Below are 12,299 nucleotides of genomic sequence, written 5' to 3' on the forward strand. Positions count from 1 at the left end.
GGCTTTACTTCCAATGCGATACAGCACCTCACCGGTTCGGGCGCAGTGACATGAACGCACCGACGCCTGAAGGGCCCTCCCGTAGATCCTATAATCTGTTCCAGTACCTTATGGATGGCGTTGCCGAACCGGTCATCGTCAAGGATGCCGGATCGCGCTTCGTCTTTATCAATGAAGCCGCATGCTTCCTTCTCGACAAAGATCGCAATGAGCTCCTCGGGCGAACCGACCACGACCTGTTACCGACGGAGCAGGCGGACAAGATCGTCGCGCTGGACAGGGTGGTGCTTTCCACAGGCGAAGGTCACGAGATCGAAGAGCAGATCACGACACCGGATGGCACCTCACGGACGCTCCTGACGAAAAAGCGACCCGTGAGCATCCCCACGGGTTCGACCGAGGAGAAGTTCGTGGTCGTGACGATCGTGGATATCACCGAACTGCGGGGGATCGAAGAGACCCTCCGGGCAAGCGAAGAGCACTACCGCTCCCTGGTCGACCTTCATCCGCAGGTTCCCTGGATTGCAGACAGGGCGGGAGAGGTGCTGGAGGTCGGGCCGCGATGGAGCGAACTGACAGGGCTGGGCGAAAAAGAGACGCTCGGCAAAGGGTGGGCGAAAGCCGTTCATCCGCAGGACGCAGGTGCTTTGCAAGATGCGTGGCGCCGGTCCCTAACGAACGGCACGCCTTTAGACTGGGAATATCGACTTCTGACCATGACCGGCGAATATCGCTGGTTCCGCGCTCGCGCCGCCGCAAAGCGCGACGCCGACGAAAAAATAGTGCGTTGGTACGGCCTTCTGGAAGATGTCGACGAAAGGAGGCGCGCCGCCGATGCCTTGCGCGAAAGCGAGGCTCGCTTTCGCGCAATCGCCGACGATGCCCCCGTGATGATCTGGGTCGCCGACCCAACGGGCGACACGAGTTTTTTCAATCGCCTCTGGCTGGAGACGACCGGACAGACGGAGGCCGAGGCACTCGGATTCGGCTGGGTCGATGTCATCCATCCCGATGATCGGCAGGCAGTCCAGGAAATATTCTTCAAGGCGACTGCCGGCAAGGGACCGACGCGGAGTGAGTACCGGCTGCGAAGGGCTGACGGAAGTTGGGCCTGGGTCATCGATGTCGGACAACCCCGCTTTTCGGCCGACGGAACGTTCCTCGGCTATGTGGGATCCGTTCTCGACATCACGGATCGCCGAGCCGGGGAGATAGCGCAGCAGGAAGCTCAGGCGTTTATCAGAAGCATTTTCGACAGCAGTCCGGACTGCGTGCGCGTGCTCGACCTGGAGGGACGGCCCCTGCTCATGAACGAGGCGGGCCGCCGCATTTTCGGGCTGAACGAAGACGCGCCGATAACGGGGCAGACATGGGACTCCATCGGGCGGGCCTCGGACGCCCATAAGGTCGAGGCCGGTTGGGAAAGCGTCCGACACGGCAAGACCGCTCGTTTCGAGATCACAGTTCGGGATGCCGGAGGTGAAGAAAGATGCATGGACGTGATCGCAGCCCCGATCACGGACAACCTGGGAAAGCCATCCAGAATCCTCTCGATCTGGCGCGACATTACCGACGCGAAGCTTGCAAGCGACGAGATCAGCCGTGCCCAGAAGCACGCCGAAGCGGCTGCCAGCCAGCTTTCCTCGGTCCTCGAGAGCACGATGGACAGCGTCATGCTGCTCGACGCGGACTGGCGCGTCCGCTATCTCAACGAGAACGCCAAGAAGCTCCTGCAGATCGGGGACGAGGCCCTCGGCAAGAAATTCTGGAAGCTGTTTCCCGAAGAGGAAATGGGGAACTTCGCCAAACATTGCAGGGAAGTGATGGAGCGACGTGTCCGCTCCTTTTTCGAAGATCATTTGCCATCCCTCGGCCGGTGGATTGAAGCAAACGCCTCTCCAACGCAAGACGGTATTTCCATCTTCTGCCGGGACATAACCGAGAGGCGGCGGGCGGAGGAGGACACGCTTCTGGCCCAGAAGCAGTTGGCGCACATGGCACGGCACGACATGCTCACGGGCCTTCCAAATCGAATGTTCTTCCGCGAATGCTTCGAGCAGGCGCTGAATGAGAGCCGTCATGCGCGCATGGCAGTGCTTTGCCTGGACCTCGACGGCTTCAAGGCCATCAACGACACGCTGGGCCATCCCGCTGGCGACGTTTTGTTGCGGCAGGTTTCTCAAAGACTGATTCAATCCGTCAGGACGACGGAAACCGTCGCGCGTCTTGGGGGTGACGAATTCGCGATCATACAACCCCTGGCGAAATCACGTGACGAGGCCTTCCACCTCGCACAGCGGCTGATCGATACCCTTTCCGAACCCTTCAGCATCGAGGGCGCCGCAGCCACCGTCGGAACCAGCATCGGTATAGCCTTCGCGCCGGAAGACGGGACATCCGCAGATGAGTTGATCAAGGCGGCGGACATCGCACTCTACAGCGCCAAGTCGAGCGGCCGTGGCACCTATAGACTGTTCGACGTGGCCATGCACGCGCAGCTCCAAGCACACCAGCAGATGAAGGTCGCGATGCGCGACGCCCTGGCGAATCGAGAGTTCGAGCTGCACTATCAGCCTCTGGTGAACCTCGAGTCGCGATGCGTGAGCTGCTGCGAGGCACTGTTGAGATGGCGGCACCCACAGCGAGGGATGATCGCACCGTCGGAATTCATTCCAATTGCAGAAGAAACCGGCGCGATCGTGCTAATCGGAGAATGGCTTCTGGATGAGGCATGCCGTCAGGCCGCGCGGTGGCCGGAACGTGTGAGCGTCGCGGTGAACCTCTCCCCTGTCCAGTTCAAGCACCGCAATCTCGTGGGAGCCGTCGCCAATGCGCTGTCGTCCTCTCACCTTGATCCCGCTCGCTTGCAACTGGAGATCACCGAAACGGTTCTCCTGGATGAGAGCGAGCATAATCTTGAGTTGCTCCAGGACTTGCGCAGGCTCGGCGTGAAGATCGCGATGGACGATTTTGGCACGGGCTATTCTTCACTGGGCTACCTGCGCAGCTTTCCGTTCGACAAGATCAAGGTGGATCAGGCTTTCGTGCGGGATCTGCCGCACGGCAGGGAATCGCTTGCGATCGTCAAGGCAGTCGCCGGCCTTGGTCAGAGCCTCGGCATGACGACAACGGTCGAGGGCGTCGAAACCGAGGATCAGTTGGCGATCGTGAATTCGGAAGGGTTTGACGAGGTTCAGGGCTATCTCTTCTCCCGTCCCCTGCCCGCCGCGGAAATTTCCAGGCTGATCGCCGACGGCGTGCTTTAGATCACGGTGCATTGGAGCGGGCAGGAATTAGCCCTACACGTCGCGGCGCGTGTGTGGCACAATCGAGATACTACCGTTCATTGATGGAAAGGACGGGAACTCATTCGCTTGAACGATCGTTAGTTGCACGTCGATTAGCCGAACTCGGAAGCCCTTTAAGCGTGGCCAGCGAGCGGGGAACGCGTAATGAATGCCTCAGGCGTCGCACTTATTGCTGATGACGATGAATTCTTCAGGATCGCGCTTGGCTTCATTTTGAAGAGCAAGTTGCATTTCAACGAGATCATCGAGACCGGCACACTCGACGAAGCGATCGAAAGACTTTCCGAACGCGAAGACGTTTCGCTGGCATTGTTCGATTTGGCGATGCCGGGTATGCAAAGTGTTGCGAGCCTTGCTGCCGTGCGCGACGTCCGTCCGGATTTGAAGGTTGCCGTCGTTTCGGCATCATCTCGCAGATCGGACATCCTGTCGGCGCTTACGGAGGGCATAAACGGTTATGTCCCCAAAGGGCTCGGAGCCACCGATCTCGCCGAGGCGGTTCGCGCTATTCTCCACGGCTCCGTCTATGTCCCTCCCTCCATGGCAGGCCGCGTGTCGCCGGCCGAAGAAGCCAAGCCTCCCGCGCGCGTTGGGGAAGCCCCGCAAGGAAGCCACCGTACAATCGAGTTCCTCACGCCGAGGCAGCGCGAGGTCTTGCAACTCCTTGTGCAGGGGCTCTCCAACAAGGAAATCGCCCGCAAGCTGAAACTTGGCGAGGGCACAGTGAAAATCCATATGGCGGCCCTTTTTCGCAGCCTGCGGGTCAGGAACCGCCAGGAAGCGGCGGCCGCCGGGGCGCGCCTCCTGCCTATGACGGAAAGTAGACCGCATGGATAGGCCGCCCTCTAGGTCTTCCGGACGAATAGCGCGAATGCACGCCAGGACGTACTGACGAAGCAGCCAAATCCATGGAGCGAACATGCGCCAGCCGGTTTCGACAAAAAGATCCGACCCGCCCCTGCCTTGCATCTGTCTCGCACACGAGCAGCGAGGTTACCAGTGAGTGGGCGCGCGCCGTCGTTGAAACTTGCTGAACAGGTTGCAGGGAGGATCGGCCTGAGCCTTCCGGCATCCCGGAAGCGAGCGGTCGCTTCGGCGATCGACCGCATGATGGTGCAGCGCGGCATTGGCGAGGGTCGATCGCTTCTCGCCCGGCTGGGGTTCGACGAAGATTTGACCGATGAGGCCATTTCGGCGGTTACGGTCGCAGAAACGCATTTCTTCCGGGGACCTGACCAATTCCAAGTGATACGGCAAGCTATCCTTCCCGAACTGCTGCGACGGCGCCCGGACGGCTCTCCTCTGAGTATCTGGAGCCTCGGCTGTGCAACGGGGGAGGAACCGTACTCCCTTGCTATTCTCTGCGATGAGGACGATCTTCTGGACGATGTGCGGATAAGCGCGGCCGACGTTTCGCGAAGGGCGCTCGTCACGGCCCGGGAAGCCGAATACGGCGAATGGGCCTTGAGGAATACGGGTCCGAGGCTGAGACAACGGTACTTCGATGCGAGCGGAGGGCGGTATCGCCTGAATGAGCGTTTGCGCCGGCAGGTGGATTTCGCTCATCTGAACCTCGGTGCAGACGCGCTTCCGTCTCCGCAATCGGGATTGGCCGACTTCGATCTGATCCTTTGCCGTAACGTGCTCGTTTATTTCGAGGCAAGCGCGGTATCTCGCATCGCCGGCCAACTTCTGGCCTGCCTGTCCGATGGCGGGTGGCTGCTGACGGCTCCGACTGACCCGCCCTTATGGAAATACGCCGCGTTCGAAACGTCGATCACGCCCGCGGGCGTCGTTTACCGGCGAATGGCTCGTTCGAAGATCCAAAAGAACTCGACCGCGTGCACGGCCCCCCTTCGACACCAGAAAAGGAGACCTGCCGCGGGTAGGATGCTGGGTCGGACAAGCTTCGACACGCCGAAAGCGGTCGGCGATGATCCCGCCGAGGCTGTCACCCGGCAGATTCGCTTGCTTTTCGACAGAGGCAATCCACGCGAGGCCGGGCGCCTTGCCGCGCACGCGATCGAAACGCACCCGCTCTCGGCGGAATTGCACTTCCTTCGGGGGGTCTCCGAGATGGCCAGCGGGGAGACCGACGCGGCGGCAGCGGCGCTCCGCCGGGTCGTTTATCTGGACAGCAATCTGGCCGCCGCTCAGTTCTTTCTCGGTGTCTGCCTTAAGCACAGCGATCCGAAGGCCGCCCTGCGCGCCCTCGAGAATGCGCTCTCCTCTTGCCTCTCTCGTCCCCCCCGCGAACGCGTTGCGTTGATGTGCGAGGCGACGGCGGAACATCTCGCGCAGCGTGCTTGGCGAGAGATCGGCCAGCTTCAACGACATCTCGGGAGCGAAGCCGGATGACGACACCTTCCCGTCCCGCTCTGCGTTCTCTCGACTGGACTGCCGTCAGAAGCCGTATGGCAGAAGCGATAGAGCAGACGGAAGCGCATTTGAAAGCCGCGCAACAAGACGCGGATGAGCAATCCGAGCGACGAGCGCCGCGCCCGGCCGTTGATGTGTCCACGGGACGAAGCGAGGAAGCGACGGTCGGCGCAGTGATCTTCATGCTGGCGGATCGCCGGTTCGCGTTGGAGATCCGATACGTTTGCGAAATCGTTTCCAAGGCACGCATCAGCCCGCTCCCCGGAATGCCCGCCCACGCCTGCGGCGTCTACGACTTGCGCGGTCAACTGCTTCCCGTCTTCGACCTGCTCGGACCGCTCGATCTGCCGCGAAGGGCCGGCGTCGGCGACGATTGGGCAATCGTCTGCGGACAAGAGCAGCCGGAGTTTCTCATCCTATCCGAAGCCGCCCCCGAAATCCTCATGCTCCCCCTGGAGGAGATCGGCGCAGCGGAGCCCGCCCCAGGCAATGCATGGCAATGGGCAACCATGAAAAACGGCTTGGTCATTGTCGACGGCCGGCTCCTTCTGGATGACCGCCGCTTCTACCTTGACGACGAGCAGACCGCCGTCAGTGACGAGACGGAAAGTACGGAGTTCCAAGATGCCCCGATTGGCGAATAGCGTATATGGTACTTTGGGGCTGGCAATGGTCCTGTTCGTGGCCGCATCGGCGCTGCTCGTCGGGTCCAGCTTCATTGCTCTGGAACGCCTGCGGTCCGATCTTGCGGCGACATCGTCGCTGGGCAAGGAGCGACTCGCCTATCGGATGATCTACGCTGCCAGTCACCTGGAGCGAGCGCAAGGACCTGCAAGGGGGGCCGCTGCCGATGAGCTGCGCCAATTGATGGACCAGAACGAGCGGTTTCTCGAGCGGTTGGGAAGTGACCGCGAGAGGATCGGGCTGGCGACAACGAGCGATCCCGCTGCTTTCGCGCAGCTTGAACGAGTCCGGGAACAATGGCGGGATGATGTCAGGCCAGCTCTTGAGAGCGCCATCGCCGAAGTTCCGCTCACTCACGCAGCACTGGATGCGCTCGATCCCAAGGTCAGAGCCTTCGCGGAGCAGCTGGAAGATTTGATCAATCCGATCGAACAGGCAGGAATCGCCCGACTCAAGCGGTCCCAGTTGCTGCAACTCGGTTTCTCGATCCTTTCCCTCCTGCTGCTCATCCACATATTGCGGGTTGTGCGCCGTCTTGCACGCCGCACGCGTGCACTCGCCGGCCTCGCGGAAAGGGTCAGCACCGGTGACTTAGGACAGAAAGCTGCCGTCGAGGGTACCGACGAGCTCGCGGTGCTCGGCGCTTCCTTCAATGCGATGACCACAAGGCTTGCCGCGATGATCGACAGCGAGCGGGGCAGCAGGGAAAGATTGGAAGCGTTGCTCGCCACGATCTCGGAAACGGCACAACACCTCTCATCATCCGCTGCCGAGATTCTCGCCGGCGCCACGCAACAGGTCGAAGGGATGCGCGAACAGTCCTCGGCAGTTGCTCAAACGGTCACGAGCGTTGATGAGGTACTGCAAACCTCAGAACAGGCGGCGCAGCGCGCGCAGCAGGTTGCCGCCTCCTATGACAACGCCGTCAAGATCAGCAATGAGGGCCGCAGAGCACTCGACGACACGGTGCGGGTGATGAATGCGGTGAACGCGCGGACGGAAGCGATCGCTGCAGATATTCTGTCACTTGCGGAGAACAGCCTCGAGATCGGCGAGATCGTCTCGGTCGTCGCCGAGATCGCGGACCAGACCAACCTGCTGGCACTGAATGCAGCAATCGAAGCATCGCGTGCCGGCGAGCACGGCAGGGGTTTCAATGTCGTCGCTACGGAAATCCGTACACTTGCCGATCAGTCGAAATCCGCGACCGCCAGGGTCCGACGCATCCTGATGGAAATTCAGAAATCCACGAACTCCGCGGTCATTGGCGCGGAGGACGGGTCCAAGAGCGTCAGCCGTGCGCTCGAAACGGTCAGTGAAGCGGGCGAAACGATCCGGCAACTCGAGGCGATCGTCGCCGACTCTGCGCGATCGGTGGCTCAAATCGCCGCCTCGGCCGGTCAGCAACGCGCCGGCATGAAGCAGATTCACGAGGCAATGCATTATATCGAACAGACCAGCAGCCAGAATCTATCGGCGATACGGCAGGCCGAGGAAGCCGCGAAGGATCTGAATGAGCTCGGCTCGAGGCTGAAGGAAATGCTCACCGACCACGGTAACGACCATGATAACACCTGAAGAACTCGATCCCGGATTGTTGAGCATGTTCACTCAGGAGGTGCGGGAACGTGCGTCCGAGATGGAGACCGCCGTTCTGGCGATCGAGGAGACGGGCGACGCAGATCGGAAGCGGCATCTGCAGGAGCAGCTCTTAAGAGTGGCACATAGCCTCAAGGGTGCCGCCGGCCTGCTTCAGGTGCGCGGCGTGGAAGCGATTTGTCACTGGATGGAGGAGATCCTCTCGATCGCTGCGAAAGGGAGGTTCGTGCTCGCGAAGCCGCGACTGGACCTGCTACTGTCTGCCGCGGACGCAATCAGGCACGCGGCCGATCTGCTCGAGAGCGGCGCTGTACCTTCATCCAACCATGGCGAGGAAGTCGTCGAGAAGCTGAAGTCCGTCGTGGCCGCAGGCGTTGACGACAATATGCAGAAGCCGCAGCAACATTCATCCCCGGCAGATCCGGAGATCGCTATTCGCGTGACCGACACGGACGGGTCCATGCGCGTATCCGCCGCTCGCCTGGACGCGCTCCTTTACAGAAGCGGGGAATTGCTGAGCTTCAATGCAATCATGCGGCGCCACGCCGAACAGGCCTCCTCGCTGCGCGACGCAGCAAGAAAATTGCGCGGATCGGGGCCCGATGCTGCCGCGCAGGCGGCGATCGTCGAAAGCGGGCTGCGTCAGCTGGCGGCACTGCTCCGGCAAGATGTTCGGCGGATGCAAAGTGCCGCGGCCGCGCTTGATGAAGAGGTCAGATATGCCCGTACGCAACCTTTTGATGAGGCGTGCAAGGGTCTTGGCCGAATCGTTCGCGACGTGGCGGCGGCATCAGGGAAGCGCGCGGAGCTGGAAATCCGGGGCGGAGAGATCGAGGTCGATCGATCCATCCTTTCAGCACTGCAGGATTCGCTTCGACATCTCGTCCGCAACGCCGTCGCCCATGGCATCCAGACTCCGGAGGAGCGCCGGGCTGCAGGACGACCCGAAGAGGGCCGAATTCGCGTTTCGGCAGCGATGCGCGGAAACCGGATTGAGATTCGCGTGGAAGACGACGGCCGGGGCCTCAATTTGGCTTTATTGGGTGCGGCTGCGGGCGGAAAAACCGAAAGCACGCAAGGAGAAACCGAACTCCTGCGGCGCGTTTTCGAGCCGGGTGTCTCGACATCGGCGACCGTCACCAGTCTGTCCGGGCGCGGAATAGGTCTCGACATCGTCAAAAGCAATGTGGAAAAGCTCCGCGGCGCTGTCGATGTGTCGCAGGTCCCGACCGGCGGTGCTGCGTTCACCCTCACCCTGCCTTTGACACTTGCGACACTGCGTGTGCTGGAAGTCATCGCGGGGGGGCATGTGTTCACCATCGACGCAGCGTCCGTCGAACGGGTCATCCGGGTCAACCGACAGGACATCGCGCTACTGGAGGGTAGGCACTCCGTCAGCACCTCCACCGGTCCGATACCCGTCCTCGATCTTTCATTTTGGCTCCGCCTCCAGCCGAACCGCGGCGATCCCAGGCGAACCGTGCCGGCAGTGGTCGTGGCCTCGTCAAGCGGTCCCACTGCGGTGCTCGTCGACGAAATCGCCGGCGAACAGGAGTTGCTCTTACGATCGCTCGGTCCACGCCTGGCAAATGTCAGGCGTTACAGCGGTGGCATGGTGCTTCCGGACGGGCGCATCGCCCTTCTTTTGAACGTCGCAGCGCTCGCCGAGGCTGCGGCCAAGCCCCAGCCTCGCGATGACATCGCCGGCCGAAGCGCCAAGGCTGCGCGGCGGAAGGTGCTCGTCGTCGATGATTCCAAATATGTACGAACGTTGGTGAAGCTCATATTGGAAGGAGCCGGTTACGAAGTGACGATGGCGAGCGACGGTACGGAGGCACTGGAGCAGCTTCGCGAATGCGGGGCCGACGTGGTCGTCGCCGACGTCGACATGCCGTCGATGGATGGGTTCGAGCTCACGCGGGCCATTCGCCAGTCGGACCACCTGACCCGCACGCCCGTCGTACTGGTAACCGGCCGGGAATCCGTTGAAGACAAGGTGAAAGGACTGCGTGCCGGGGCGAACGCATATCTGAGGAAGGATCAGTTCGATGCGCACCACTTCCTCGAAACGATGCGGCAGGTCGTTTGAGGGAAGAGCATGGTCCGTATTCTTCTCGTCGCATCCACACACGAAGTCGAAGAGCTCGTAAAGAAGGCGATCGAGAGCGACGCCTCCGCAGAGCTCTTGCTGACCGCGAGAAGCGGGAAAGACGCCGTGAGAATGACCGGCGAACTCTTGCCGGACATCGTCGCCGTGGAACTCTGCCCCTCCGGCGATGATAGCGCTAAAACGGTCAGGGAAATAATGATCTCCGCACCTACGCCAGTCGTGATGCTCGCCTCCCGGGACGGCTCGCAACTCGGAACCGCTTCGGCACAAGCGCTCGAAGCGGGCGCTCTCGCGGTCATACCCGCGCCGGGGGCCCACGGCACGGCTCTCGATGCCCCAGCGATCGAAAAGTTTCTCTCCACGGTCAAGGCCATGTCCCAGGTCAAAATCGTGCGGCAATGGCGCCGGAAGGATCACGGATCCAAAGACCGAACCGTGCCCGCGGCCAACGCGGCGATCGGAATCGTGGCAATCGCGGCCTCTACCGGCGGCCCGGCTGCGCTCCGTTCGATACTGAAGGAAATTTCAGCCGATTTCCCGGTTCCCATTCTCATCGTCCAGCACATGTCGAACGGCTTTATCGATGGCGTTGCCGCCTCTCTTGACGCGACCGTTCCACCTACAGTGAAGGTCGCCAGGAATGGAGAGCTTCTTAGACCTGGCACGGTCTACTTCGCGCCGGACAATTATCAGCTCGGCGTCTCCGGCAGATCGCGCCTACGCATCTCGGACGATGCTCCGGTCAACGGCTTCAAACCCTCTGGATCCTACCTCTTCGGCTCGATTGCACGTGTTTTCAAAGGAGAATCCCTTGCGGTCATCCTGACGGGAATGGGCGATGACGGAACCGAGGGGCTTCGGTCACTGCGTGTGGCGGGCGGCAAGGCGATCGCCCAGGACGAGAAGAGCTCGGTCGTCTTCGGCATGCCGAAGTCGGCGATCGGCGCCGGCCTCGTAGACCTTGTGCTGCCACTGGAAAGCATCGCCGAGAACATTACGGCCATCGCCCGGGGTCGCTAGATCCGATTTTTTCAGGTCGGGTGGACCTGAAAACATGACCATGATCGATTCCGATGACAGAGAGAGAGAGAGAGAGAGAGAGAGAGAGAGAGAGATGCGGGCGGAAAGCCGCGCACACTTTTTTCTCATCGCGCTTTAGCCGGAACGGAAACGGAAAAAAGGTGTGGCGCCCGCGCGCACTCGACGCGCGAGGCGCCACACCGCCCCGCCCATGCTGGACACTGTTCCCGCTCTACATATTCATGATCTGAATGACCGCCGGCGTAATGATGACCGCAAAGAGGACGGGCAGGAAGAACAGGATCATCGGGACGGTGAGCTTGGGCGGAAGGGCGGCGGCCTTTTTCTCGGCCTCGCTCATGCGCATGTCGCGGTTCTCCTGCGCCATCACGCGCAATGCCTGGCCGAGCGGCGTGCCGTATTTCTCCGCCTGGATGAGGCTCGTGACGACGGCGCGCACGCCCTCCACGCCCGTTCTCTGCCCCAGGTTCTCGAAGGCCTGTCGCCGATCCTGCAGGTAGGAAAGCTCCGCGGTCGTCAGCAGGATCTCCTCGGCAGTCTCCGGCGATTGCGTGCCGATCTCCTCGCCAACCTTCCGGAAAGCGCTTTCGATCCCCATTCCGGATTCGACGGTGATCAGCAGAAGGTCCAGTGCCTCGGGCCAGGAACGCCGGATCGACTGCTGCCGTTTGGTGATCCTGTTGCTGACGAAGATCCCCGGGGCAAAATATCCAAGCGCGCCCGTGGCGATAGCCATCGCCACCACCAGAAGCAGCGGTGCCTCCGGTCGTACCGCCAACAGGATGTAAAGCAAGCAGGCCATGAAGATGACGACCGGCGCTATCAGCCGGAAAGCGAGAAATGCCGTCACGGCGGCGTGGCCACGATAGCCCGCCATGCTCAGCTTGCGGACGATCTCGCCGTCATCCGCCTGCTTAGCAAGACGGAAGCGGTCGACGATCGCCTGAAAGAGGCGCTTCGGCTCTACGCGCAGGGACGTCTTGCTCTTTTGCTCCAGCCGGGCGCGTTCGCGACGGCGGATACGCTCGCGCTCGCCCTCCACCTTCCGCATGCGCTCCGACAGAGTGTCCCGAAAAACGTAAGGCCAGGAAATGACGACGACTGCCGAAAATGCGGAAAAGCCGGCCATTATCGCCGCCAATTGTTCCGCATCGGGGATATGGATGCCAATGTTCATC

Annotated in this window: 8 protein-coding genes; 7 read left to right on the plus strand and 1 reads right to left on the minus strand. The window is 61.4% G+C overall.

Features of this window, described 5'->3' with window-relative positions:
* Positions 1 to 50: 50 nt before the first annotated feature.
* The 7 genes from FB009_RS06050 (at position 51) to FB009_RS06080 (ending at position 11,100) form a co-directional block, all read left to right on the plus strand.
* Positions 51 to 3,266 (plus strand): sensor domain-containing protein, encoded by a 3,216-nt coding sequence (locus FB009_RS06050; RefSeq protein ID WP_011970000.1) that lies wholly within the window; start codon positions 51 to 53, stop codon positions 3,264 to 3,266.
* A 186-nt stretch (positions 3,267 to 3,452) separates the two neighbouring features.
* Positions 3,453 to 4,145: a LuxR C-terminal-related transcriptional regulator gene (locus tag FB009_RS06055; protein WP_011970001.1), complete on the plus strand. Its 693-nt coding sequence runs from the start codon at positions 3,453 to 3,455 to the stop codon at positions 4,143 to 4,145.
* 162 nt (positions 4,146 to 4,307) lie between these two features.
* Positions 4,308 to 5,666 carry a CheR family methyltransferase gene (locus FB009_RS06060; protein WP_011970002.1) on the plus strand — a complete coding sequence of 453 codons (1,359 nt, stop codon included), beginning with the start codon at positions 4,308 to 4,310 and terminating at the stop codon, positions 5,664 to 5,666.
* A complete protein-coding gene (locus FB009_RS06065; RefSeq protein ID WP_011970003.1) occupies positions 5,663 to 6,331 on the plus strand; it encodes a chemotaxis protein CheW in 669 nt (222 codons plus the stop codon). The genes FB009_RS06060 and FB009_RS06065 overlap by 4 nt, the downstream gene beginning before the upstream one ends.
* Positions 6,312 to 7,949: a methyl-accepting chemotaxis protein gene (locus FB009_RS06070; RefSeq protein WP_018210267.1), complete on the plus strand. Its 1,638-nt coding sequence runs from the start codon at positions 6,312 to 6,314 to the stop codon at positions 7,947 to 7,949. Before FB009_RS06065 ends, FB009_RS06070 begins: the two co-directional genes overlap by 20 nt.
* Positions 7,936 to 10,059: a hybrid sensor histidine kinase/response regulator gene (locus FB009_RS06075; RefSeq protein WP_024324414.1), complete on the plus strand. Its 2,124-nt coding sequence runs from the start codon at positions 7,936 to 7,938 to the stop codon at positions 10,057 to 10,059. The genes FB009_RS06070 and FB009_RS06075 overlap by 14 nt, the downstream gene beginning before the upstream one ends.
* 9 nt (positions 10,060 to 10,068) lie before the next feature.
* Positions 10,069 to 11,100: a chemotaxis protein CheB gene (locus tag FB009_RS06080; RefSeq protein ID WP_024311388.1), complete on the plus strand. Its 1,032-nt coding sequence runs from the start codon at positions 10,069 to 10,071 to the stop codon at positions 11,098 to 11,100.
* A gap of 232 nt (positions 11,101 to 11,332) precedes the next feature.
* Here FB009_RS06080 and FB009_RS06085 read toward each other — a convergent pair whose 3' ends face one another.
* On the minus strand, positions 11,333 to 12,298 hold the full coding sequence (locus tag FB009_RS06085; RefSeq protein ID WP_024324415.1) for a type II secretion system F family protein: 966 nt from the start codon (positions 12,296 to 12,298) through the stop codon (positions 11,333 to 11,335).
* Position 12,299: the final 1 nt, after the last annotated feature.

This window comes from Sinorhizobium medicae (assembly GCF_007827695.1).
GTDB lineage: Bacteria > Pseudomonadota > Alphaproteobacteria > Rhizobiales > Rhizobiaceae > Sinorhizobium > Sinorhizobium medicae.